Below are 25,459 nucleotides of genomic sequence, written 5' to 3'. Positions count from 1 at the left end.
TGGGCTCACGCCCCCGGGTGGGCCGCGGGCGCCGAGGGCCGCTCCAGCGGCGTCTGGGCGGCGCGGCGGGAGACGGCGCCATGCAGCACGAGGATCCGCCGCGCCACCCGCTCCAACTGGAGCCGGAGCAGCGGCTCGAGTTCCGCCTCCGTCTGGCCATTCCACCGCAGCCACCCGAGGAGGTCCGGCGGGGGCGAGGGCACGCGGCCCCGGTGCACCGCTTCCGCCAGATCCTCCAGCGCCAGCGCCGCCGAGTCCACGAAGCGCTCCACCTGGGCGCGGATCCGCTGGGAGACCTCGTCCCGCGGGGAGACGGACACGGAAACCACCGAGGCGGCGAACCGCCGCAGGTAGGCCAGCAGCGTCATCAACGGCTCGATGGGCTCCGTGCGCCGCCGGGGCTCGGACAACAGCCGCTGGAAGGACGCCTCGGCATTGAGCGTCGCCAGGCCAATCTTGCGCCGGGCCTCGGAGAAGAGCTCGTCAGGACGCCGGGGCGCGGAACCCAGCCGATCCGAGAGCACCAGGAGGAAATGCTCCCGGTTGGCGCGCAGGGCCGCGGCGAGCTGTTCGGGCAGGAGCTCCCGCTCCGAGCGCTCCCACAACAACCACGTCCCCGCCAACGCGAGCGCGCCACCCATCAGCGTGTTGAGCACCCGCACCTGGGGCAGCGTCATATCTCCCGTCTCCCACTCCGCCAGCAGCACGAAGGTGAGCGTGAGGAAGACGGTGTAGAGCCCGTAATTGAGCGGGATGATCGCGATGCTGATCGCCACGGTGACGAACACGAACGGGAGGATCACGTACGGGGAATGGAGGCTCGAGGCGATCGCCGCGGCGAGCAGGCCGCCCACCACCGTGCCCGTCACCCGCTGGAGCCCCTTGAGGAAGGTCGCGCCGGTGTACGGCTGCATGATGGTGAGCACGGTGATGGTCACCCAGTAGCCGTGGCTCGGGATGAACGCGAGTGCGGTCCCCACCGCGACCGTCGTCGTCAGGCCCACGCGCAGCGCGTGCCGCAACACCATGGAGTCCAACGAGAGGTTGTCCCGCAGGGGCCCGAGCACCCGCTGCTTCCACGTCGGAGGCGGGCCCTGGGGCGCCGTCCGCTCGCCCGCCAGACGCGTCTCCGTCTTCGCCGCGGCCTCCACGAAGTCCCGCAACTGGGCGAGCAACCGGAACGCATACCCGAGCGCCGCCCGCTCCCCTTCCTCCAGCGACCGCGCCGCCTCTCCGGGTGCGCGCGCCCACTCCACGGAGGGCAACTCCCGGACCCGGCCCTCGGTCTCCACGCCCCGCGCGAGCCGCAGGAGTTCCTGGCGGAAGGTGGCGAGCGTGCGCTCCACGTGCGTCCACGCGGGCTCGTCCCGCGCCTCCCGGCACAGGCTCTCCAGCACGTCGCCCAGGGCGATCACCGTCCCGAACATCACCTCCGCGATCTGCAACAGCACCAGCAACTGCTCGCCCCGCTCGCTCTCACCCCGGCCCCGGCGCGTGGCCGCGAGCGTGCTGCCCGCCACCTCCAGCGTCTCGCGGATGCTCGCGTGATGACGCTGGATGACCGCCTGCCAGGCCTCCCCCTCCGCCCCCGAGAGGAAGAGCCGGTTCACCTCGCCCGCGTACTCCTCCACCGCCCGGAAGCACTGAGCCACGGCGAGCCGCGACGGCCCGTACGGACGGATGGGCCAGAGCACGAGCGAGAGGAACATCGCCCAGAGCGCCCCGAGCGCCAGGAAGCCGCCACGCTGCAGGGCCTCGGACAGCTCCTGGTGCGGCAGGCCCAGGGAGACGACGAAGGCGCTCGCCGCGGTGTTGCCCACCACGTTCGCCGCGGCCCCGTACGCCCCTCCGAAGGAGCAGGCCGTCACCCAGAGCAGGGCCACGGCGATGGAGAGCACCGGATGCGCCCCCGCCACCACGCCCAGGCCGACAGCCAGCGCTCCGGCGATCAGCCCCGCGCCCATGCTCGTGGCGCGGGCCCGGTACGAGCCCCCCTTGTCCGCGAAGGAGGCGTTGAAGCCCCCCAGACACATCCACAGACCTCCGGGAAGATGAAGGACATGGGCCAGAGCCAGGGGAAGAACGCTCGCGATCGCCGCCCGGATCCCAGCCATCACCGCCGGTTTCACCGGGGCGAAGCGGACCACCTCCCTCGCATGCTCCACCAGACGCCGAATCATCGCGCCCTCCCGTGGGAGGACACACTACCCGAGAGCACCGCGGGCGCGAGGCCCTCCTCGGGCCTCAGGCGCTCCTGCGCTCGTCCCGCTCGGAGACGGACACTTCGCGAGACCCGGCGTGCTTGAGGGGCCCCTCACCGCCGCTAATAGGCGAGCCCACGCGCAAGCGGAGCAGCAGCTTCGTGCTCGGCAGGAAGAACAGCAGGGCGCCCAGCCCGGAGAAGCCGAGCGGCGCGAGCAGGGGAGGCGCCACCGAGAAGGCCCCCTCGAGGCTCGCGGCCGAGTACTCACCCCCCAGTTCCTCCCACCACTGGAGGACGTGGAAGACCGTTCCCGCCAGACCGATGAGCACGCCCGCGACTCCCACCAGGCGTGCGGTCCAGGCGAACACCGCGCGTGAACGGGGAACGCACACCGCCATCATCAACAGACAGCCCACCCCACCATAGACGACGGGAATCGCCTGGAGCCGGTTGTCGAAGTCCTTCCCGGCCCAGTGGGCGACGGCGGCATCGAAGGCGAGCGCGACGAGGCCAGGGGCCAGGAGAAGGGCGAGCGCCCGGCGCGAGTTGCGCCGCGCCCACAACAGCAGTCTGCCAAACATGGGGGGAGGTCTCCGGGGGAGCGAGGGGATTCTGCCCGCTCCGAAGCCTCGGACGGAAGGGGGGCCGGGCCGCCTCGCCCTCCAACGCACTCCGCAGAAGGAACTCCGCGACCCAGCGTTGCGCCCGCTCGGCATACGCGCCCCGCGTGAGCAACCGCCCCCGCACCGCGAGCGCGAAGGCGTAGCTGCCCGTGTCCAGGAAGGGCGGAAGGGGGGCCGCGAAGTGGATGTCTTCTGGCGGGAAACACCGGGGCACCGCATCCCGTGCCCAGGTGTCCGCGGGGGCGAGGCAGTCCTCGGGCACGAAGCCGCGCGCCGCCTCCAGCAGGTGTCTGGCGCGCTCGAGACGACGCGCCGAGGCCGCCCTCCCCGCCCCCCTTCGAAGCCGCTCGGGCAGCACGCCCTCACAGGCCGTGGAGAGCCCCGCGAGCAGCGCCTGCGCCCGCCGGTGGTTCGCCCCGAAGCGCACCGCCTCGGCGATGACGCGATCCAGGTCCGCGTGGCAGCGGGCCTTCAACGCCTCGGAGGCGGGCCCGGGCTCGGCGGGGAGGTCCGCGTGGACGGCCCGTGCCAGGAACAGGAACACCCCCACGGCGAGTCCGCGAGAGAAGCGCGCGCTCATAGCCACTGTTCCGGAATGTGGGCGCGATTCAGTTCCCGCAAGCCCTCGGAGAGCAGGGGCCACAGCCGCACGGCGTCCCTCGGAGGAGGCTGGCGGCGGGACAACTCGGCGCCAAACGACTGGATGCGCGACAGCGCCTCGGCGCGGCTCAGTTGGGAAAAGTCCGGTGCCCTCCGCCCCAGCGCCTCGAATCCCCGCTGGAGGCTGGCGTCATGCGTCCGCTGAAACCGGGTGGCCACGTTGCCGTAGAAGAGGAGGCGCAGGGTCTGATCCCGCGCCCGCTCCAGCGACACCCGCTCCGCGAGGGACACCTCGGGCCGGCCCAGCAGCGACTGGAGGGTGTTGTAGTGCTCGCGCAGCGGGCCCCGTTGCGTGTCACGCACCCGCTCCTGGCCCTCGAAGTAGCGCGCGAAGACCGCCTGCCCCTCGGCGTACCGGGCCCGCAGGCCCGAGGTGCTCTCGCGCACCGTGGCGGTCTGGTAGCCATCGCGGCGCGACCACACCGCGACGTTCTCGCCCTTGCGCGTCCCCCGGGCCCGGTCCGCCTGGAGCACGTCCACCGCTCCGCGCGTCGCCTTCTCCCACCGGGCCAGATGGACCGTGGCGCCGGAGAAGGTCCCCGGAGCGCTTCCGTTGTAGGCCCACACCGTGCGCACCTGGGGAAACAGCGCGCGCCATGCCTCCACCGAGGTCTCTCCCCCGTTGTAACAGGCCGCGATGCACAGGTCCTCCACCTGGGACGCCGCTCGGGGAAGGGCCGCCGCGAGCCGCGCGATGCTGTCGCGGGTGAGCGCGCCATTCGTGAAGCCCTTGTCCTCGCCCCAGAGACTCCACCCGCCGCTGTGTCCGGAGAGCACGAGGCGCGAGGGGATGACGCCCCCCTTCTCCGCCCGGGCCCACACCTGGGCGAGCTGCGCGAGCTCATCCCGCGCGTCCGCCCCGGCGCTGGAGAGGGCCGCCGCCACCCGCTGTCCCTGGGCCCACGTCAGCCCCAATCCCCCCACGAAGCACTGGATGCCCGCCTCCGTCCGCAAGTCATGCAGCCCCTGCCCTCCCCCCGCCCGCGCGCCTCGGACCTGATCATTCCGGGCACTGTCCCGGATCGTGAGGACCCGCGCTCCGGGATGGGACTTCTGGATCGCATCGGCCTCGGCCTGGACATGCGGGTTCATCCCCAGCACGAGGACATCATCGTTACGGCTCGCCCCCACACGGCTCACGTTCTCCGCCCCTCGCCGCGGCGCGCCTCCGACACCGTGCACGGACGGCGGCACGCGGCGCTCGACCCCAGGGCAAACCCCGGGCCAGTCAGGAGCGCGCATCCTCCCGAGTGTTCATCGCCAGGGTCGCGCTTCGCGGACGTCCCGGGAAGCGCGCGTCATCCCCGGCACGGGACTCAGCGGCCCGCCGGGGGGAGCCGTCCGTACTTGCGAAGGGCCTCGACGAGCCGATCTCCCGGCAGGGCGAAGACACGGACTCCGTCGACCCCCGTCATGGTCTCGGCGGCGAGCAAGGCATTGAGGATGGCCTCCTGCGTGGCCTGCACCGTCGCCTCGAAGAGCGGGTTGAGGTCCGCGTTGTTCAGCGACTCGACCCGGGCCACCTTGCTCCCGCTGGGAGGCAGCGTGGGCTGGGTGGAGAACGCCAGGAAGATGTCGCCCGAGGAGTCCCCGCCCACGCTCCCCATCTTCCCGAGGGCCAGCGGCACCCGCCTCGCGATGCGGGCCAGTTGGTGGGGCAGCAGCGGCGCGTCGGTGGCCACCAGGACGATGATGGAGCCCAGATCGTGGGTCAGGCGCTGGGGAACGAGCTGCGCGCGCTCGGAGCACGGGCGCATGTCCGAGGAGAAGGCCGGGGGCGCCTTTCCCGTGTAGCAGGCCTGGAGGTCGGGAATCTCCTGCCCCACGGGAACGCCCTCCACCGTGAAGAGCCGGCGGATGCCGTAGTTGGCCTGGACCAGCACGCCGAGGGTGTAGCCGCCCAGCTTCGCGTCCAGCCGGCGCGACGCGGTCCCGATGCCCCCCTTGAAGCCGTGGCAGAGCATCCCCGTTCCCCCGCCCACGTTCCCCTCGGCCACCGCCCCGCCCCGCGCTCCGTCGATGGCGCTCAGGGCATGCTCCGTCTTGATGTGGAAGCCATTCACGTCGTTGAGGAAGCCGTCGTAGGTCTCCGCGGTCACCGGCAGGCCCAGCTCCCACGCGAGGCCACGCTTCGCCCCCCAGACCACCACGCCGTCGCGCACCACGCCCACGCTGTTGGTGGTGGTCAACATGACGGGACCGGCGAGCAGTCCGGATTCATTCACCCAGTGCGCGCCGGTCATCTCCCCGTTGCCGTTGAGCGCATAGGTGGCGGCGAAGACGGGATCCGCGATGCGCCCGCGCCCCCGAGGCAGGATGGCGGAGACGCCCGTGCGCACCGCGTGCTTGCCCTCGCCGGAGATGAGCGTGGTGTGACCCACCTCCACGCCGGGCACGTCCGTGATGGCGTCGAGGGGGCCCGCCTGACCGCCGAAGGTGATGCCGAGCTCGCGGGCGCGGGGCTTCGGGGCGGAGGGCCGCGCCGGGGCGGGAGACACCGGGGCGGGTTGGGCATCGACCCCGAGGGGGAGGCCCAGCAACAACACGGAGAGAAAGCGCGGGACGAGAGGGTTCATCCCCCAACGGTACGAACACAACGGCCCCTCCTGACAAGGCAGGAAGGGCCGAGGGTGGCGCGAATTACTCGGCGCGCTCGATGAGCGCCGCGGCGCCCATTCCACCACCGATGCACATGGACACCACGCCGTAGCGGCCCTTGCGGCGCGCCAGCTCGCTCAGGATGGTGGCCACCATGCGCGCACCGGACACGCCCAGCGGGTGGCCCAGCGCGATGGCGCCGCCGTTCGGGTTGGCCTTCTCCAGGGGCACGCCCAGCTCGCGGATGCAGTGGAGCACCTGCGCGGCGAAGGCCTCGTTGAGCTCGAAGACATCGATGTCCTCGACCTTGAGGTTGTTCTTCGCCAGCAGCTTCTTCACCGCGGGCACCGGGCCAATGCCCATGATCTCCGGGGGCACGCCCGCCACCTGGAAGTCCACGAAGTAGCCCAGCGGCTTGATGCCGAGCTCCTTCGCCTTCTCCTCGCTCATGACCACCGCCGCGGCGGCGCCATCCGTCAGCGGCGAGGCGTTACCGGCCGTCACCACGCCCTTCTGGTTGAAGGCGGGCTTGAGCTTCGCCAGGCCCTCGAGCGTGGTCTCGGGGCGCAGGATGGTGTCCACGGACACCGTCACCTGCTTCGCCGTGCCCTCCTCGTCGTAGACGGTGGTGGTGACGGGGAAGATCTCGTCCTTGAACTTGCCCTGCTCGCGCGCGGTGGCCGCCCGGCGCTGGCTCTCGTAGGCGAACTTGTCCGCGTCCTCGCGCGACACGCTGTAGCGCGACGCGATGTTCTCCGCGGTGACGCCCATGGAGGAGTACACCTCGGGGTGCTTCTCCATGATCTCCGGGTTGGCGCTCACCTTGTTGCCGCCCATGGGCACCATGCTCATGGACTCGGTGCCCCCGGCGATGGCCACGTCGATCATCCCCGACTTGATGGCCTGCGCCGCCTGGGCGATGGACTGCACGCCCGAGGAGCAGAAGCGGTTGATGGTCATCCCCGGAACGGTGTCCGGCAGGCCCGCGAGCAGCGCCGCGTTGCGCGCGACGTTCATGCCCTGCTCGGCCTCGGGCATGGCACAGCCGAGGATGACGTCCTCGACCTGTTCGGCCTTGAGACCGGGCACGCGCGCCACGGCCTCCTTGATGGCGAGGGCCGCGAGCGTATCGGGCCGGGTATCCTTGAATTCTCCCTTGTTCGCGCGGGTGAACGGGGTGCGCACCGCGCTGGCAATCACGACTCGACCGGGCATTTGTCTGTCTCCTCGCCCGGGGGCGACCCCGGGCTCGCAAAGTCTTGAATCACTGGATGACGTGGGACTTCCCGTAACGCCGCCGCCTCAGTTGCGCAGCGGCTTGCCCTTCTCGAGCATGAACTGCAGCCGGTCCTGCGTCTTCTCCTCGCCGCACAGGCTCAGGAAGGCCTCCAGCTCCAGCTCCAGCAGCTTCTCCTCGGTGAGCAACACGGAGGGGCTGGTGTCTCCGCCGGTGAGCACCCGGGCGAGCTTGCGGGCGATCTTCCGGTCGTGCGCGGACACCTGACCGTTGAGCTCCATGTCGTAGAGCATCATGTCGATGGTGGCGAAGCCGCTGGGGCCGGGCAGGCGGAAGCGCGAGGGGCGCGGCGCGCGGAAGCCCGCGTTGGCCATGCCCAGCACCCGCTGCTTGGCGTCCGACAGGAGGAAGTCGCGGTTGGCGCTGATGCCATCGCTCGCGGTGAGGAAGCCCATCTCGCGGGCCTCCTCGGCGCTCGTGGCCACCTTGGCGGTGCCGATGTTGAGGAACGTCTTCTTGATGAAGGGGAAGGGATCGAAGTCCTTGTCCGCCGAGTAGTTCCCCATGATGTTGCGCAGGAGCATCATGGTGCCGCCGCCGCCGGGGATGAGGCCCACGCCCACCTCGACCAGGCCCATGTACGTCTCGGCCGAGGCCTGCATGGCGTTGCCGCCCAGGGACACCTCGGCGCCGCCACCGAGCGCCAGGTTGAAGGGCGCCGTCACCACCGGCACCGGGCTGTAGCGCATGCGCTGGTTGGCCGCCTGGAGCGCGCCCGCCATCTTGCGCAGGGTGTCGAACTCGCCGCTCTTGGCCGCCCACAGCATGGCGAGGATGTTGGCGCCGGCGGAGAAGTTCGCCCCGTCGTTGCCCACCACCAGGCCCCGGAAGTTCTTCTCCGTCTCATCGAGCGCGGTGTTCATCATCTCGATGATGCCGTCGTCGATGGAGTTCATCTTCGTGTGGAACTCGAGCAGCGTGACGCCGTCGTTCATGTCCCAGAGCGTGGCGCTGTCGTTGCCGGCGATCTTCTTGTTGCCGCGCCTGAGGTACTCCACGCGCGCGGTGCGGGCGTTCTCCGGCACGAGCTTCACGGACTTCGTGGGGATGTCCCAGTACGTGTCCTTGCCGCCCTCCACGCCGTAGAAGGACGCGCGGCCCGCGGCCAGCATCTCCTCCACCCAGGCGGCGGGCTTGAGGCCCAGCTCCTTCATGCGCTCCACGCCCTGCTTCACGCCGAACGCGTCCCAGGTCTCGAACGGTCCCAGGTCCCAGCCGAAACCCCAGCGCATGGCGCGGTCCACGTTGACCACGTCGTCGGCGATCTCCGGAATGCGGCGGCTCGCGTAGGCGAGCGAGTCGAGCGTGGCGCGCTCGGCGAACTTCGCCGCCTTGTCCTGGCCGCGCATCACCGTGGCCACGCGCTCGCGCACGTTCTCCACGTCCTTGGCGGCGCCCAGCGACTCGTAGCGGACCTTGGCCTGCTGCCGGTACTCGAGCGTCTTCAGGTCCAGCGCCAGGATGTCCTTGCCGCCCGAGGCGCGGTCCTTCTTGTAGAAGCCACCGCCGCTCTTGTCGCCCAGGAGCCCCTTCTCCACCATCTTCTTGAGGAAGTCGGGGGCGGCGAACACGTCGCGCTCCTCGTCATGGGAGAGCGTGTCGTAACAGTTCTTGGCCACGTGGCTGAACGTGTCCAGGCCCACGATGTCCGCGGTGCGGAACACGGCGGACTTGGGGCGGCCCATGGCGGGGCCGAAGATCTTGTCCACCTCCTCGATGGACAGCTCCGCCTTCTGCATGTCCTGGAGGATGCGCATCATCCCGTAGGTGCCGATGCGGTTGGCGATGAAGTTGGTGGTGTCCTTGCCGTGGACGATTCCCTTGCCGAGCACTTCCTCGCCAAAGCGGGCGATCGTCTGGACCACCTCGGGCGCCGTCTCCGGACCGGCCACAAGCTCCAGCAGGCGCATGTAGCGCACGGGGTTGAAAAAGTGGGTCACCAGGAAGCGCTGGCGGAACGCGGCGCCGCGGCCCTCCAGCATGCCCTGGATGGACAGACCCGAGGTGTTGGAGCTGACGATGGCGTCCGCGCGCAGGTGCGGCTCCACCTTGGCGAACAGGGCCTGCTTGACGGCCAGGTCCTCCTTCACCACCTCGACGACCCAGTCACACTCGCCAATGCGGGCGATGTCGTCCTCGAGGTTGCCAATCTCGATGGCGCCCAGGGACGCCTCGGAGGTGATGGGGCTGGGCTTCTGCTTGCGCAGGTTGGCCAGGGCGCCGAGCACGAACTTGTTGCGAAAGGCCTTGCTGGCCGTGTCCTCACCGGGCGCCGCCTTGGGCGGCACGATGTCCAGGAGGAGCGCACGAACGCCCGAGTTGGCCAGGTGCGCGGCGATGCCACTGCCCATCACGCCCGCGCCCAACACTGCCACTTTGCGGATCCGCGTCGTCATCGAATGAGGCTCCCGATTGAAAAGGGTGGCGGGAGACATCGCGCCGGTTGATTCAAAAGTCAATCCGCGCGTGACGCCCCAGTTGTGCCCCGATGGAGGGTAAGGTGCGCGCCATGGCCCGACGCGATCCGCACTCGTACAGTGATGACACCCAACCCGAGACCGAGCGCCTCACCTGGAAGGCGCGCGTGGACTTCACCGAGCGCCGGCTGCACGCCCAGGCCACGCTCACGTTGAAGGAAGCGTCCGCGGGACCCTTGGATCTCGACACGAGGGATCTGGAGGTGGACGCGGTGGTGGATGGCGAGGGCCAGCCCCTGCGCTTCCTGCTGTCGCCGCCCGAGCCCATCCTCGGCAGCCGCCTGCGGGTGGAGCTGCGTCCGGGAGTGAAACAACTCACGGTGCACTACCGGACATCGCCCCAGGCGAGCGCCCTGCAATGGCTCACGCCCGCGCAGACGGCCGGTGGCAAGGCGCCCTATCTCTTCAGCCAGTGCCAGGCCATCCACGCGCGCGCCGTGGTGCCGCTCCAGGACACGCCCCGCCTGCGCATCCGCTACGAGGCGGAGCTCACCGTACCCCGGGAGCTCCGGGGGGTGATGGCCGCGGGTTTCCTCGGCCGCGACGAGCGGGGGGACGTGGCCGTGGAGCGCTACGAGATGCCCCAGCCCATTCCGCCCTACCTGCTGGCCTTCGCCGTGGGCAACCTGGCGTCGAAGGAGCTGGGGCCGCGCTCGCGCGTGTGGGCCGAGCCGGAGGTGTTGGAGCGGGCCGCCGCGGAGTTCTCCGACGTGGACGCCATGCTGCGCGCGGCCGAGTCGCTCTTCGGACCCTATGACTGGGAGCGCTTCGATCTGCTCACCATGCCGCCCTCGTTCCCCTACGGCGGCATGGAGAACCCGCGCCTCACCTTCCTCACGCCCACGCTGCTGGCCGGGGACAAGAGCCTGGTGAGCGTGGTGGCGCACGAGCTGGCGCACTCGTGGACGGGCAACCTCGTCACCAACGCCACGGCCGAGCACTTCTGGCTCAACGAGGGCTTCACCGTCTTCGCCGAGCGCCGCATCATCGAGGCCCTGTATGGCGCGGACGTGGCCGCGCTGCACGCCACCCTGGGCCGGCGCGCGCTCGAGGCCGCCGTGCAGCACTTCAAGGCCCATCCCCAGCTCACCGCCCTGCGCACCCACCTGACGGGCGTGGATCCGGACGAGGCCTTCTCCCAGGTGCCCTACGAGAAGGGCTACCTGCTCCTGCGCGCCCTGGAGGACGCGGTGGGCCGGAGCGCCTTCGACACCTTCCTGCGCGCCTACCTGGACGCCCACCGCTTCCAGGCGCTCACCACCGAGGAGTTCACCGACTTCGTGGAGAAGCACCTGCCCGGCGCGCTCCAGAAGGTGGACGCCGACGCCTACCTGCACCAGCCGGGCATTCCCGGCGGCGCGCCCGGGGCCCACTCCGAGCGGCTCGAGCGCATGACGCGGCTCAAGGGCCAGGTGCCCTCGGCCGAGGACGTGAAGGACTGGACCCCCGCGGAGTGGCAGCTCTTCATCGAGTGGCTGCCGCACACCACCTCGCGCGAGGTGCTGCGCCAGTTCGACGAGCGCTTCCACCTGACGGACAGCCGCAACACGGAGGTGCTGGCCTCCTGGCTGACGGTGGCCATCAAGGCGGGCTGGGAGCCGGCGCTCGGACGCACCGACACCTTCCTGGGCGAGGTGGGCCGCATGAAGTACCTCAAGCCGCTCTATGGGGCGCTGGTGTCGTCCGCCGAGGGCAAGGCCCGCGCGAAGCAGCTCTTCCAGCGCTACGCCGAGCGCTACCACCCCATCGCCCAGGCGGCCGTCGAGGGCATCCTCCAGCGCGCCTGAGCCTTCGGAAATGGCATGGGGGTAGCGAGGCCACCTCGCTTCCCCTGACCAACCAGCTCGCCCAGTGCTCCTGCCCGCCACCGGGCCGCATCGTCAGAGCCTTCCCTATCAGCTGTCCTCTTTGAGCAGGCGACCTTGACGCCTGAGCTCGGACGCCACGAACGGAGCCCGCCGCTCAAGATAGGAGAGCTTAATGTTCCCCCGCTCGTAACACGTGACGTACTCCTCACGCGCCTTGAGGCACTCGGGCATGTTGAGCACGCGGAGGGTCTCCTCGATCTCCTTCGCCTTGCCCGGGGGAGCCTTGGGACCGCGAACGACCTGGAATGCCACGAGTTCCAAGGCGAACCAACCCTCGGCCACTTCAAATGGGTCCACCAAAGAGGTCAGGTCGTTCTTCTTCGTGTTGATTAGCGCGGCACAGAGCCGGTAGTTCGACCACTCATAGACCTGATCCCACACGCGTGACTTCGGAAGAACGTGGTCGATGGTCGGGCTGCCCGTTGCATGCTCGAAATAGAGCGCCAAGTAGGCACAGCGGCGCTCATAAGCTTCCAGCATGTCTGGAAGGACATCACGCCAGAACGGGGGGAAGGCGTCGGCAGGAATGTCGGCCTCGCGGGCCGCGATCTTCTTGCGGCGACGGCCCGGGCGCTTGAGACGCGGCTTTCGGCCGACCAGCTCATCAATCGCGGACAGCCCCTTCTTACGAACCCTCTTGTCGAAGTGGGGCGGCTCCTTCGCAGGCGCGACCGGTATCACCGCTTGCCTCGCTTCGCCGGCTTGCGCTCCTCGACAAACTGACCCCACCGGACCCAGAACGGATCAATATCCGGAAGCCCCGCGGCGTGCAGTCTCTGATCCGCGGACTCCACGTCCTGCCATCGCGGATCCTTCTGACGAAGCAGCGCCAGCGCGGTCTCGATGGCGGACTCGGCTTCAAGCGACCGGGCCTTCCTCAGATCGAAGGCCTCGCTGGTGAGCCAGTTGGAGACCTCTCCCCGGCGCACGAACTCGCGCTTCCGTAGGACGACCCGGGCCTCTTCAAGGTCCAGGTCGAACCATGCGTCCTTCTTGACGTCGAAGAGTGGCTCCACGGAGGCCAGCACCAGGGGGGAGTGCGTCGCCGTGATGAGCTGGACGCGGGAACCATGATTCCCAGTGAGAGCGTCCATCACGTTGAGCACGGCCGGTACGATGCGGCGCTGCCACTGAGGATGGAGGTGCGCTTCGATCTCATCGATGAGGAAGATGATCTCGCGGGCCGGATCGTCGCCACGAACCTCGGCCGCCGCGATGTGTTCCTGCCAAGCCCAAATCAGGAGATAGGTCAGGGCGATGATGCGCCGCATGCCCGCCGACGCGTGGGTCACGGCGACATCCTGGCCGTAGGGCATCCGCAGTGTCGGGTAGCGCTTCGGATCTTCCACCGTGAGCTTCCGCAGCTCCCCTGGGAGCAGCGGCTCTCCCCCGAGCGGTGATAGCACCTGGAGAACCTTGGTCAGCATGTTGAAGGACTCACCGTTTTCGCGCTGCCACGACGCCCAGTCGCGAATCAGCCCTTCACAGTGCGCGTTCCCCTCCCACACTTCGTGAGGCGCGAAGAGATAGGAGCTGGGACGGTCCGGCGCATCGGTCCTCCAGTAGTTGCGTGCCGGATCCCACACGGAGAAGCCTCCGTCGACCTGCGCGTAAAGCACGAGCCCCGGAATCGCGGGCCGGCCATTGTTGACGGACCAGCGCTCGGACTTGCGGTCATACGTACTCTCGTACGAGTAGCTACGAGGCGTGGACTTCGTGTAGCTGTACGCGATCCTGGGCTTGCCCTGCGAGGGCACGGGAAGGACCAGATAGCGAGCCCAGGTCCTGGTCAGGGCCCACCAAGCGATGTCCAGCAGGAAGCTCTTGCCCAGCCCGTTGTCGCCAGTGATGAGGTTGAGCCGTTGCGCAAGCCGCAGCTCCATCTCAGGCGTGGGTCCAACGTTCTTCAGGTGCAGCGACTCAAGCATCGACTTTGCCTCTCCGGGCAAGGGCTCTGGAGGAAGCTATGCCAATTCGGTCTGGCCAGAGCCAAAAACAGCAGGAGGGTCGGCACCGACAGCCGTGGTCGTAGCCCTTGTGGATGCGCAAGCACCAGGTGAGCCTCCGGAAAACAAAAGGGGCGGGCCCCCGTGAAGGAGGCCCGCCCGAGGACTTCACCCGCTCAGCGGCGGCCTAGCGCCACTGGAAGGCGCGCACGTAGTCGATCTCCATCACCTGCGGCGTGCGGGTGATGAGGTCCGCGGTGGACTGCGGCACGCCGGGGTACGGCCAGGTGGCGCCGTTGACGCCCTGCGGGTAGCCGCCACCGACCGCCAGGTTGAGGATGATGAAGAACGGGTGGTCGTACACGTAGGCGCCGTAGCGGGTCACCTCGGACTTGAGCACCGTCTTCACGAGCTGGCCGTCGATGAACCACTTGATGTCCGCGCTGGAGTACTCGGTGCGGTAGGTGTGCCAGTTGCTGACGGGGTTGTTGACGAACTGGGCGCGGAACTGGGCGTTGATGGGCGTGTTGCCCGAATAGCCCGGGCCATGCAGCGCGCCCGAGGTCCAGTCCGCGTAGCCCACGTTCTCCAGGATGTCGAGCTCGCCGCACTGCGGCCAGCCCACCGAGTTGATGTCATTGCCGAGCATCCAGAACGCCGGCCACAGGCCCGGGCCCACCGGCATCTTGATGCGCGCCTCGACGGCGCCGTGGCCGAACTCGCGCTTGCCCGCGCTCTCCAGACGGCCCGAGGTGAAGGGATAGCCATTGGTGGGCTTGTAGCGCGCGATGAGCTTGAGCGTGCCGTTGCTCACCTGGATGTTCTCGGACGAGTTCGTGTACTGCTGCTGCTCGTTGTTCACGTGCACCGTGGTGTTGGGCGTCCAGTTGGACGTGTTGACGCTGGTGCCGTCGAACTCGTCGCCCCAGACCTGCACCCAGCCACCGCCCGAGGGAGGAGGCGTGGTGCCGCCGCCATCGGCGGCCCAGGTGAAGGACTCCCACTGGCCCGCGGTGGCGCGGTCGGCGAACAGCGGCGCGTGGGCGCCCCGGTTGGTGTCGGTCACCACGAACTTGCCGGTGCTCTTGGCCTTGAGGCCGATGGAGCCGTTGCCGAAGTCCACCCAGAGGAACTGCTCCCACTCGCCCACCGCGGTGCGGAAGCCGGTGACCTCGCCCGCGTTGTTCGGGTCCGCCGACAGGTACGCGCCCGTCTCCTGCACGCGCAGCGTGATGTAGTCCCCGCCCGCGCTGCCCACCACGAACTTCTCCCAGCCCGCGGCGGCGTCCCGGTTGGCGACCAGCGGCGCGTTGGCGTTGATGTTGCGGTCCGCCGACACGATCTTCCCGTTCGTCCCGGCGCGCAGCCAGATGGTCTTGCCAATCGGCGCCACCGTGGCCCGCTGCTGCACCTCGGCCGTCTCCACCGCCGCCGGCGTGGAGGTCTCGGGCGACTGCCCACACGCGGAAGCCACCAGCAGCACGCCCCCCAAGCCCCACTTCACCAGCCAGTTCATTCCCGTCGTCTTCCCAAGCTTCGCGTTCATGTGACTCCCTCGTGGTGTCCCGGGACCGATCGGGTCGATGCCGCTCCGGGCGCGAGCAAGGTGACTTAACAGAAATACGAGAAAAACAGAGGAAAACGGGAATGTTCTCAAGTAAACAAAAGGTCTTATATCCCCTCGCAAAATGATTTTTTGACCCGTTCGCCCCCCGTCCGGTCTCTGCGGTCACTTGGGCTCGCGCTCGACAGCCCGTCCGCCCTGGGGTCACACGAAAAGCGCCTGGGACGAGGGGCGGAACACAGCGGGGTTGAGAGGGTGTGCGAACCGTCCCGGGCGCTCCTATCCGCCTCCCTTTTCAGCGCAAGCTGTTGCTCGCCTTCGCCGCGGTACTGCTGCCCGTCCTGGTGTTGCTCGGCGCGGACATCGTCTCGGACGCGCGCTCCACCCAGGAGGCGTTCCTCGAGGCCCAGAGCCTGACGGCCCACGCCGTCGCCGTGCAGGTCTCCGAGTCCTTCGACGCGGCGATCGATCTCGGCTGGGCCGTGGCCAATGATCCACTCGTGCGGACGCTGGACCCGCTCCACCTGGACACGCACCTGCGGCGGCTCACCGGACACCCCTCGCGCTTCAACTCGATTGGCGTCTACGACGCGCACGGCCTCAACCGGGGGTGGGGAGATCCGGACGCGCCCGCCGAGCCCCGGCTGCGGATTGGCGACCGGCCCTACTTCCAGCGGGCCATGGCCACCAACGCGCCGGTCGTCTCCGAGGTCATCGAGCTGCGGCGGCCCCTGCGCACGGCGTTGCTCATCTCCGTGCCCATCCGGGACGCCCTGGAGCAGCCCATCGGGGTGGTCAACGTGGTGATGGGCACCGAACTCCTGGCCCAGCGCTCGCTGCCCGCCCGGATGCATACCCGGCAGGAAATCCTCCTCGTGGACCCCCGGGGACGGCTCGCCTTCCACACGGGCTTTCCCTCCCTGCCCTTCACGCGCGGGGATGCCTTCGCGGCCTTCCCCCCGCTGAGGGCGGCGCTCGGAGGACTGCCCTCCCAGGTGGACCGGGCCACCAGCCCCCTGGATCAAGATGTCTTCCTCGGCGCCTTCGTCCCCACCCCGCGCTACCACTGGGCGGTGGGCGTGGTGGCCTCGCGGGAACTCGCCCTCGCGCCGCTCTCCGCCCGGCTGTACACGAAGCTGGCCGCCTTTGGCGGCATCCTGCTGTTCAGCGGGCTCATGGCCGCGGCGCTGGCGCGCATCCAGGCACGCCCCGTGCGTCAGCTCCAGGCACTCGCCCAGGCCCTGGGCCGGGGCGACATGGGGCAGCGGGCGCGCATCCGCACCGGAGACGAGATGGAGGAGTTGGGCGAGGCCCTGGATCAGATGGCAGCGCACATCGCCCAGCGGCAGCGGGAGGTGGACGCGCTACGCGCCGAGGCCGAGCGCCATGCCCGTCAGCTCGGCGCCATCATCGCCAGCGTGCCGGATGCCATCTTCCTGGCCAGTCCCGATGAACGGCTGAGCGATGCCAACCCCGCGGGGCTGCGGCTGCTCGGGCTCACGGAGCGCACGCAACTGGGCCTGACGTTGAACGAATTCATCCAGCGCTACGCCCTGCGCCATGCCGATGGCCGGCCCATGTCCATGGCGGAACTGCCGCTGCTGCGCGCCCTCAAGGGGGAGACCTTCACCGACGTGGAGATGCGCCTGAGGGATCCCTCGGGCGAGGAGCGTCTGGTCAGCGTCAACGGCGCCCCCGTGAAGAACGCCAGCGGCCGCATCATCCTCGGAGAGACCGTCGTCCACGACATCACCGAGCGCAAGCGCACGGAAGGGGAACGGGTGCGGATGCTGGAGCGGGAGCGCGCCTTCGCCCGCCTGGGACAAGCGCTGGTCCGGGAGGTGGAACTCGAGCGCATCACCCAGGTGGCGAGCGAGCAGTGCATCCATGCACTGGGCTCGGACGCCGTGGGGCTGTGGATGATGGATGCCGAGGCGGTGGGCCTCCACCTGAAGGCCTCTCACGGTTTCACCAAGGCGATCCGGGAAGGCCTCGGTGGAATCCCACTCTCGGCGTCGGCGCTCGCCGCGCGCGCCGCCCGGGAAGAAACCCCGCAGGTCATCGAGGATCTCCAGTCCGAGAAGGATGCCTCCCCCGGCCATGTGCTCGCGGCACGCGAGGGCTTCCACGCGATGGTGGCCATTCCCCTGCACTCGCGCGGACGGATGGTGGGCGTCCTCACGAGCCTGAGCCGGACACCGCGTGTGTTCTCGACGCGCGACCTGGAGTTCCACATGACCGTGGGACAACTCGTCGCGGTGGCGCTCGAGAAGGCGAGGCTGTTCCAGGAAGTGCGCGAGGCCCTGCGGCTGCGCGAGGAATTCATGTCGGCGGCGGCCCACGAGCTCAAGACGCCGGTGACCACCCTGCAGACGTGGGCGGACATCCTCACCTGGAAGGAAGAGGGCTCCGAGCGCCAGCGCAAGGGGCTGGCCGCCATCGCCCGGGGGGCGCGGCGCCTGGGGCGGCTGGTGGAGCACCTGTTCACGGCCACCCGGCTCGCCCCGGGCATCGCGAAGCTGGAGCGGGGCCAGGTCGACCTGCGGGCGCTCGTGTCCGAGCGCGTCACCAGCCTGGCGCGCAGCACGGAACATCCCATCCACCTGGTGGCCGACGAGGTGCCCCCCGTGGACGCCGACCGGCAACGCATGAGCGAGGTGATGATCCACCTGCTGGAGAACGCCATCCGCTACTCGCCGCCCGCCCGCCCCATCGAGGTGCGGCTGGAGTGCGCGGAGAGTGAAGCCGTGGTGTCGGTCCACGACCAGGGTCCCGGCATCCCTCCCGAGCGCCAGCCCCACGTCTTCGAGCCCCTGTATGAACCCCTCCCCTCGGGAGCCCCGGGCTATGTGGGCATGGTGGGGCTCGGGTTGCACCTGAGCTCGCGCATCATCGAGGCACATGGGGGCCGCATCTGGCTGGAGAGCACTCCCGGTCAGGGCACCACGTTCTGCTTCAGCCTCCCCTTCCACCGAATGGAGGGCTCACGCCACGCCAACGCCTGAGCTAGACACGTGACGTCATGTCCAGCCGAACCCTGATCCAGGGCTACTTCCCCCTGCTCGCGGCCCTCGTCGCCACCGTCATCCAGTGGCCCACGGTGGCCTGGCTCCGGGAGGCCACCCACTCGCCCCTGCCCTTGCTGGCCGCGGTGCTGGTATCGGTGCCCTACCTCGTCCAGCTCAAGAACCCGTGGCACACCACCCGGCCCCGCTTCGTGTCCTACCTGGCCCTGGGTTGGTGGATCGCGTGTCTGATGTTCGACCTGCTCCTGATTCCCTCGGAACTCGCCATCCACGCGGGAGTGCCCGCGACCGGGGTGTGGACCTTCGCGGGGGCGTTCGCGGTGGCCACGGGCGTGAGGTCGGTCCTCGGCCGACCGAGGCTCCGCCAGCTGGAGGTCCGCGTGGACGGACTCCCTCCGGCCCTGGATGGATACCGCATCGGGCAGATCTCCGACGTGCACTGCGGGCCGAATATCTCCGAGCGCCGGGTCTCCTCCTGGGTCGCGCGCCTCAACGCGCTCGAATTGGATCTGGTGACCGTCACCGGGGATTTGATCACCCATGGGTCCACCCACGTGGAGGCGGTGGCGCGAGCCCTGGGGGGGCTGCGCGCGAAGGATGGCGTCTTCGCCTGCATGGGCAACCACGACTACTTCACGGATGGCGAGCACCTCGTGCGGGAGTTGGAGCGGTGGGGACTCCAGGTCCTGCGCAACCGGGGCGTGGTGGTGGAGCGGGACGGCGCGCGGCTGTACGTCGCGGGCGTGGATGACACCTGGACCTCGCGCCATGATCTCACGCGGGCCCTGGCGGACCGGCCCGAGGGCGTCCCCACGGTGTTGCTCGCGCATGATCCCGATCTCTTCCCCATGGCGCACGCACGCGGGGTCGAATTGACGCTCTCGGGGCATACGCACGGTGGACAGCTCGCGATTCCCGGCGTGCGCCGGCTGTCCCTCGCGCGGGTCCTGACCCGATGGACCGCGGGCATGTACCGCCGGGATCGCTCGTGGCTGTACGTGAACCTCGGCGCGGGGACGACGGGACCGCCGGTGCGGTGGGGTGCTCCGGCGGAATTGGCGGTCCTCACGCTGCGCCGGGCGTGAACGCGGAACCTGTGCCAAGGTGAGCGCCGACACCTGGAGGGAGCCGCGTCACGCGGCCTCGGGAGAACACCACATGGCGGAGACGAAGAAGTACACGGGCGGATGTCACTGCGGCAGGTTCACGTTCGAGGTCGACACGGACCTGGGCACCGCCATCTCCTGTAACTGTTCCATCTGCACCAAGCGCGGACTGCTCCTCACCTTCGCGACGCCGGAGCAGTTCGCCCTCAAGAAGGGCCAGCAGGATGAACTGAAGAAGTATCAGTTCAACAAGAAGGTCATCGACCACCTCTTCTGCCCGGACTGCGGCGTGGAGGCGTTCGGCACGGGCAAGACGCCGGATGGCAAGACGATGTTCGCCATCAACGTGCGCTGCCTGGAGGGCGTGGACCTCGCCGCCCTCCAGCCCAGGCCCGTCGACGGGCGCAGCTTCTAGGTCCACGCCCCCTGGATTCCGGTCTGAGCGCCCCGGCTCAGGCTGGAATGAGATCCTTGTCGTGGCGGCTCCAGTGCCGGTGCTGCGCGATGGCCTCGATGAACTTCTCGGGGAAGTCCTGGCCACCCGCCGCGCCCACGACGACGCCCGGCGACGAGGCGGACAGGCCTCCCGCCTGCAACAGCTCGGCGGCCTCCTTCGTCACCCCGATGGCCTTGCAGTGACGGTAGGCCTCCTGGATGAAGTGCAGGGAGTCCCCGTCCTTCTTCAGCACCGCCACGCTCGGGGCGCCACCGGGCACGAAGACGGCGTCGTACTCGAACGAGCCCGTGGTGACCGCGCTCTTGTCGACCTTGACCGACTGCCCGTCCGAGCCCTTCACCGTCCCCAAGCGCCTGGAGATGAGCACCAGCTCGCCGCCCGCCTTCTCGATGGCCGCCTTCGTGGCCTGGAGGTCCGCGGCGTCGAAGCCGTCCCCGATCAGCACGCCGATGCGTCGCGTCTTGATGGAGTCCTTCTTCTGGTTCTCCATGCTCAGCGCGGGCGACTTGTCGAGCCTGGGCACGCCCAGGCTCTCGGCCACCTTCTCGATCTTCCCCTTCACCGCGGTCATCACGGGCACGGGCAGCCCCAGGCCCTCGGCCACCTCCGTGGCGAGCTCCGAGTCGATGTTCACGAGGATCTGATCGACGACGCGCTTGCGCACTTCCTCCCGCTCGACCTTTCCCAGCTCGAACTGGAGGGCCAGGATGATGTGCTCGCGCTCGGGCTTGGACATGCTGCGGAAGAACAGACCCGCTTGGCTGAAGTGATCCTGGAAGCTCTCCGCGCGCTTGCGGATCTTCTCGCCGGTCACCTTCTCCGGGAAGTGCCGGTAGGCGCCCTGCTCCGCGGAGGCGAGGAACGGGCAGCCGCCCCCCAGCGAGTTGGGGAAGTAGTTGGCCCGCCCCACGTCGATGGTGTGCCGCTGGAAGCCGTCCTGCTGGAAGTTGTGGACCGGCGCGAGCGGGCGATTGATGGGCAGCTGATTGAAGTTCGGTCCGCCCAGACGCGTGAGCTGGGTGTCCAGGTACGAGAAATTGCGCGCCTGCAGGAGCGGATCGTCCGTGAAGTCGATGCCCGGCACGACGTTCGCGGTGCAGAACGCCACCTGCTCCGTCTCCGCGAAGAAGTTCGTCGGATTGCGGTTGAGCACCAGCTTGCCCACGCGGCGCACGGGGACGAGCTCCTCGGGGATGATCTTCGTCGCGTCCAGCAGCTCGATGCCCAGCTTGTCCGCGTCCGCCTCCTCGATGATCTGCAGGCCGAGTTCCCACTCGGGGAAGTGGCCCTTCTCGATGGATTCCCAGAGGTCGCGGCGGTGGAAGTCGGGGTCCTTGCCCCCGAGCTTCTGGCTCTCGTCCCACACGAGGGAATGCACGCCGAGCACCGGCTTCCAGTGGAACTTCACGAAGCGCGACACGCCCTGGGCGTTGACCAGGCGGAAGGTGTGGACGCCAAAGCCCTCCATCATGCGGAAGCTGCGGGGAATCGCCCGGTCGGACATGATCCACATGATCATGTGCGCCGTCTCCGGCACGAGCGACACGAAGTCCCAGAAGGAGTTATGGGCGGTGGCGGCCTGGGGGATTTCGTGGTGCGGCTCGGGCTTGGCCGCGTGGACGACGTCCGGGAACTTGATGCCGTCCTGGATGAAGAAGACGGGGATGTTGTTGCCCACCAAGTCCCAGTTCCCCTCCTCCGTATAGAACTTCACCGCGAAGCCGCGCACGTCGCGCGCCGTGTCCGCCGAACCGCGTGAGCCCGCCACGGTGGAGAAGCGCACGAAGACGGGCGTCTTCTTGGATGGATCCTGGAAGACCTTGGCCTTGGTGTACTCGGCCAGGGACTCGTAGACCTGGAAGTAGCCGTGCGCGGCCGAGCCTCGCGCGTGCACCACGCGCTCCGGGATGCGCTCGTGGTCGAAGCGCATGATCTTCTCGCGGAGGTGGAAGTCCTCGAGCAGCGTGGGACCCCGAGCGCCCACACGCAGGGAATTGTCCGTGTCCTCGACGGGAACGCCCAGATCCGTTGTCAGCCGCTGTCCCGTGGGATCCGAGCGGTCCTTCTCCAGCGCCGCGTCCTTGCTGCGCTCATTGATGCTCACTGTTTCCGGGGTCTTCTTGGCCAAAGCGCTTCCTCCTGGGGTCCTCGGGAATAGGCACTGGGGCCTGGCGTGGGGAGCGCTTCACCCCTCGCTCGCCGTGACTCTGCCCATTGGAGGACGGACTCCCCCCGGAGCTGTCGTCTGGAAGGCATGACGGTCGCCAGGCGGGCAACCCGCGCACCCGGATGGCGGGAATAACCCACCGTGACACCCGCTAGAATCGCGCCTCGCATGCCCTTGCTCCCCGCCCGCCTGCTGCTCCTCGCCACGCTCTGTCTGCCCCTGGCGGCGAGGGCCTTCTCCGTGACGAACCACGAGTCCCTGACCCGGGCCGCCGTCGACGAAGCGCTCGCCGCGGAAGGCACCTCCCCGCTCGCGGAGTACCGCGAGGCGATGGTGTCGGGCACCCGCAAGGAGGACCTGAACCTGCACGTGAAGTGGACCGGGTGGACCCACTTCTTCCGCCCGGGGACGTCGCTCGACACGACCTTTCGCAAGGACTCCTCGGCGCGCATCCAGGCGCTGTGGCAGGAGGTCGAGGAGGCCGCGAGCCACGGCGACCTGGAGCGGGCGTATGACCGGGTGGGCCACCTCGTGCACCACATCCAGGACATGGCCGTGCCCATGCACGTGGTGCCGGTGATGCACACCCTGTCGGACCGCTTCGAGCAGCACCCCATCGGACAGAAGGCCCTGGCCCAGCCCTCGGCGCGCGTCCTGGAACCGATGTCCGGCGAGGAGGCGCAGGTGTCACTCGCCCTGGAGACCCTGGTGGTGGTGCGCTCGGACGTGCTGGCCGTGGAGGGCGGCACCATCCCCTGGAGCGCGTTCTGGGCCGAGCCCACCCAGGAGGGCCCCGGCGAATTCGGAGCGTACGGCACGGTGGGCAACGCCTTCGACACGCCCCAGGTGACCTGGCGGGGGCGCACCTGGGCGGTGGACCCCGCCGCGTACGAGGCATTCGTGACGGCGCGGGCCCGGGCCGCCGTGGACTACTCGCGCGCGTTCCTCATCTGGGCGACGCGGCGGGTCACCGCCCTGGATCAGGCGCGAGCCCAACTGGCGCGGCCTCGCTGGATCCCCCCTCCCGCGCTCGCGCTGGAGCTGATGGGAGGCGCCGTCACCTCGTTCCAGGGCCTGTCCCCCGTGGCGGGAGCCAGAGCCCTGATCCCCCTGCCGTGGACGTTCGGCCTGTCCGCCAGCTATGCCCGGACCCTGGGCGGTCCGCTCGCCGCGGGCGTGGGCGGCTCGTGGACCCTGGCGCTGCGCTCGCCCCCCTTGTTGACGGCCCGGCTGGGCTACGCGAAGGGCCTGGATCTGCGCGCCACGGCGGGCGCGGGCCTGTCCTCGGTTGGCGGCGCGCTGCACCCGGAGCTTCCCGTGGGGTTGCGGCTCCACACCCAGTGGGGGCAGCGGCTGTCGCTCAGCATGGAAGCCCAATACCGGGCCTTCGCGCCCTCCGCCGCGCCCTGGGCCCAGGGCGTCACCTTCACGGTGGGCACGGGCTTCACCTGGGGCGATAACTAGGCCCTCCCCCTGGAGACACCCGCATGAGCCCTTCCTCCCGACGTTCCTCCCTCCGTCTTCTTTCCCCGCTCGCGCTGGCCGCGGGCCTCCTGGGTGGAGCGCTCGCCTGCGGGGGAGGCACGGGCCCCCAGGGTCCCACCGGTCCGAGCGGGCCCTCGGGTCAAGATGGCAAGTCCCCGGGGCCGGTGCGGCTGCTGGATGACAAGGTGGGGCGCTGGCTGCCGGAGAATCGCGCCCGGCTCAACGAGCTGTTGACCACGCAAGGCGTCGCCAGCGCGACCTTCGATCCGAGGAACCGGCCCGTGGCCGTGTTCGACTGGGACAACACCGTGGTGAAGAACGACATGGGTGACGCGACCCTGTTCTGGATGCTCCGGCACGACAAGGTGCGCCAGCCCGCGGACGGGGACTGGGGCCAGACCAGCACCCACCTCACGGCCGAGGCGCGCACGGCCCTGAACACCGCCTGCACCGGCATCGCCGAGCCGGGCGCGCCCCTGCCCACGAGCACCCAGCCGGCCTGCGCGGACGAGATCGTCAGCATCTACAGCCGCAACCTGACGCGCGGAGGCGAGGACGCCTGGGACAAGCCCCTCACCCAGACGATCAACACCGCCTATGCCTGGGCCGCGCAGCTCCAGGCCGGGTACACGCCGGAGGAGCTGCGCGGCTTCGCCCAGGCCGCCTACGCGGAGAATGCCTTCAACCCCCTGGGAACCACCCAGACCGTGGGCACCACCTCGGGGCTCGCCTTCCACGTGCGGGTGTACGACGAGATGGTGGACCTCATCGAGACGATGCAGGTCAACGGCTTCGACGTGTGGATCCTCACCGCCTCGCCCCAGTTCGTGGTGGACGCCATCTCCGAGGAGCTCGTGGGCGTCAAACCCCAGCGCGTGGTGGGCATCCGCACCGTCGCGGACGCGAATGGGCGCCTCACGGCGCGGCTGCGAGGCTGTGGCACCGTGGCCGATGGCGCCGACACGCTCATCACCTATGACCAGGGCAAGCGCTGCTGGATCAACAAGGCCATCTTCCACCTGCCCCCCGAGCGGCAACTGGCGCGCGCCGGGGAGGAGAGCCAGCGGCAGGTGTTCGCCGCGGGAGACTCGGATACGGACCTGTCCTTCCTGCAGGACGCCACGCGGCTCAAGCTGGCCATCAACCGCAACCGCGTGCAGCTCATGTGCAACGCGTACGCGAACGCCCAGGGCCGCTGGCTCGTGCAGCCCATGTTCGTCGAGCCCAGGGCCCAGCAGACCAGCCCCTACCCCTGCACCAGCGCCCTGGACGCGGTGGGCCAGCCCATCACCGACGAGGCCGGCAACCCCTTCACCCAGGACTTCGAGGACCGCGTCTTCGCGCTGCCCTGAGGGCGCTCGCCCCTCATGACTCGAAGATGGGGTGCTGGTTCAACCAGGACACGAAGAGCGCGTCGGCGAACGGCTTGCCGGGGACACTCAGCCCATGAGAGGCCTCGCCTGACACGTGAAGGCCGCCTCCCGGCACGTAGGTGATGATGAGCTCGCCTCCCTCGGACACGTCCTTGAGGGAGCCCAGCAACCGCTCCAGCTCGTCCTTCAGGGGCCCGCCGCGCAACGCGGCGTTGGAGGCCAGCCCGTCACGGAAGGCGTCCACGAGCTGGTCGCGACTCACCTTGCGCAGGAAGCGGAATTGCAACCGCTTGACGCAATTGGCGGAGATGGCCTCTGACTTCTCGAGAGGCTTCTGCTCCAGGTAGAGCGACCAGACGTAGACCTTGAAGAAGAACTTCTCCTCCAGGTCCATGTGGGCCAGCGACAGATGGCGTCCCTGGAACGTGAGCGCGTCCGGCATCCGGACTCCCGCCAACTCGCGCGCCTGGACCGTCCCCGCGAACAACAGGACCGCCACGAACAGCCCCCCGATTCCCGACCCCCACGCACTCCGCGCCATCGGCCCCTCCCGTCACCTCAACCGGTACCCGCCAGGGTGGGCATGCACTGGACTCCTGACCAGGGCTC

17 protein-coding genes are annotated in these 25,459 nt (G+C 69.3%); 6 read left to right on the top strand and 11 right to left on the bottom strand.

Annotated features, from left to right (window positions below):
* Nucleotides 1-5 precede the first annotated feature (5 nt).
* From MEBOL_RS28375 to MEBOL_RS28350, 6 genes are all read right to left on the bottom strand, one after another.
* Entirely contained in the window at nucleotides 6-2,180 is a 2,175-nt protein-coding gene (locus MEBOL_RS28375) for an FUSC family protein (protein WP_095980377.1), read from the bottom strand.
* Nucleotides 2,181-2,244: 64 nt separating this feature from the next.
* On the bottom strand, nucleotides 2,245-2,784 hold the full coding sequence (locus MEBOL_RS28370) for a hypothetical protein (RefSeq protein ID WP_179956312.1): 540 nt from the start codon (nucleotides 2,782-2,784) through the stop codon (nucleotides 2,245-2,247).
* 618 nt (nucleotides 2,785-3,402) lie between these two features.
* Entirely contained in the window at nucleotides 3,403-4,626 is a 1,224-nt protein-coding gene (locus MEBOL_RS28365) for a hypothetical protein (protein WP_157775569.1), read from the bottom strand.
* A 176-nt stretch (nucleotides 4,627-4,802) separates the two neighbouring features.
* On the bottom strand, nucleotides 4,803-6,062 hold the full coding sequence (locus MEBOL_RS28360) for a DmpA family aminopeptidase (protein ID WP_095980375.1): 1,260 nt from the start codon (nucleotides 6,060-6,062) through the stop codon (nucleotides 4,803-4,805).
* A 64-nt stretch (nucleotides 6,063-6,126) separates the two neighbouring features.
* Nucleotides 6,127-7,299 (bottom strand): thiolase family protein, encoded by a 1,173-nt coding sequence (locus MEBOL_RS28355; protein ID WP_095980374.1) that lies wholly within the window; start codon nucleotides 7,297-7,299, stop codon nucleotides 6,127-6,129.
* An 87-nt stretch (nucleotides 7,300-7,386) separates the two neighbouring features.
* Nucleotides 7,387-9,777, bottom strand: coding sequence for a 3-hydroxyacyl-CoA dehydrogenase/enoyl-CoA hydratase family protein (locus MEBOL_RS28350; protein ID WP_095980373.1), 2,391 nt, complete (start codon nucleotides 9,775-9,777; stop codon nucleotides 7,387-7,389).
* Nucleotides 9,778-9,890: 113 nt separating this feature from the next.
* Between MEBOL_RS28350 and MEBOL_RS28345 the strand changes: the two genes are divergently transcribed.
* Nucleotides 9,891-11,645, top strand: a complete 1,755-nt coding sequence (locus MEBOL_RS28345) for a M1 family metallopeptidase (protein ID WP_095983058.1) — start codon at nucleotides 9,891-9,893, stop codon at nucleotides 11,643-11,645.
* A gap of 108 nt (nucleotides 11,646-11,753) precedes the next feature.
* On the opposite strand, the gene MEBOL_RS28340 is transcribed toward MEBOL_RS28345, so the two are convergent.
* The 3 genes from MEBOL_RS28340 to MEBOL_RS28330 form a co-directional block, all read right to left on the bottom strand.
* On the bottom strand, nucleotides 11,754-12,407 hold the full coding sequence (locus MEBOL_RS28340; RefSeq protein WP_095980372.1) for an HNH endonuclease family protein: 654 nt from the start codon (nucleotides 12,405-12,407) through the stop codon (nucleotides 11,754-11,756).
* Entirely contained in the window at nucleotides 12,404-13,609 is a 1,206-nt protein-coding gene (locus MEBOL_RS28335) for an AAA family ATPase (RefSeq protein ID WP_245918923.1), read from the bottom strand. Before MEBOL_RS28335 ends, MEBOL_RS28340 begins: the two co-directional genes overlap by 4 nt.
* Nucleotides 13,610-13,859: 250 nt before the next feature.
* Entirely contained in the window at nucleotides 13,860-15,218 is a 1,359-nt protein-coding gene (locus tag MEBOL_RS28330; RefSeq protein WP_095980370.1) for a glycoside hydrolase family 16 protein, read from the bottom strand.
* A 275-nt stretch (nucleotides 15,219-15,493) separates the two neighbouring features.
* Between MEBOL_RS28330 and MEBOL_RS28325 the strand changes: the two genes are divergently transcribed.
* From MEBOL_RS28325 to MEBOL_RS28315, 3 genes are all read left to right on the top strand, one after another.
* A complete protein-coding gene (locus MEBOL_RS28325) occupies nucleotides 15,494-18,241 on the top strand; it encodes an ATP-binding protein (protein ID WP_095980369.1) in 2,748 nt (915 codons plus the stop codon).
* 17 nt (nucleotides 18,242-18,258) lie between these two features.
* The gene (locus MEBOL_RS28320) at nucleotides 18,259-19,347 is read left to right on the top strand and encodes a metallophosphoesterase (RefSeq protein ID WP_095980368.1); all 1,089 of its coding nucleotides are present in this window, start codon (nucleotides 18,259-18,261) and stop codon (nucleotides 19,345-19,347) included.
* Between the two features lie 73 nt (nucleotides 19,348-19,420).
* Nucleotides 19,421-19,783 carry a GFA family protein gene (locus tag MEBOL_RS28315; protein ID WP_095980367.1) on the top strand — a complete coding sequence of 121 codons (363 nt, stop codon included), beginning with the start codon at nucleotides 19,421-19,423 and terminating at the stop codon, nucleotides 19,781-19,783.
* 37 nt (nucleotides 19,784-19,820) lie between these two features.
* Here MEBOL_RS28315 and MEBOL_RS28310 read toward each other — a convergent pair whose 3' ends face one another.
* Entirely contained in the window at nucleotides 19,821-21,953 is a 2,133-nt protein-coding gene (locus MEBOL_RS28310) for a catalase (protein ID WP_425437558.1), read from the bottom strand.
* Between the two features lie 207 nt (nucleotides 21,954-22,160).
* On the opposite strand from MEBOL_RS28310, the gene MEBOL_RS28305 reads away from it, so the two are divergent.
* Both MEBOL_RS28305 and MEBOL_RS28300 read left to right on the top strand, forming a co-directional pair.
* Nucleotides 22,161-23,456, top strand: a complete 1,296-nt coding sequence (locus MEBOL_RS28305; protein ID WP_095980366.1) for a phospholipase C/P1 nuclease family protein — start codon at nucleotides 22,161-22,163, stop codon at nucleotides 23,454-23,456.
* A gap of 23 nt (nucleotides 23,457-23,479) precedes the next feature.
* A complete protein-coding gene (locus MEBOL_RS28300; protein WP_095980365.1) occupies nucleotides 23,480-24,829 on the top strand; it encodes an HAD family hydrolase in 1,350 nt (449 codons plus the stop codon).
* Nucleotides 24,830-24,842: 13 nt separating this feature from the next.
* Here MEBOL_RS28300 and MEBOL_RS28295 read toward each other — a convergent pair whose 3' ends face one another.
* Nucleotides 24,843-25,391 carry a chalcone isomerase family protein gene (locus MEBOL_RS28295; protein WP_095980364.1) on the bottom strand — a complete coding sequence of 183 codons (549 nt, stop codon included), beginning with the start codon at nucleotides 25,389-25,391 and terminating at the stop codon, nucleotides 24,843-24,845.
* Nucleotides 25,392-25,459: the final 68 nt, after the last annotated feature.

Origin of the sequence: Melittangium boletus DSM 14713, assembly GCF_002305855.1 — a bacterium.
GTDB lineage: Bacteria > Myxococcota > Myxococcia > Myxococcales > Myxococcaceae > Cystobacter > Cystobacter boletus.
Note: the sequence above shows the minus strand (reverse complement) of the source record. Positions and strands in the feature narration are given on the sequence as shown.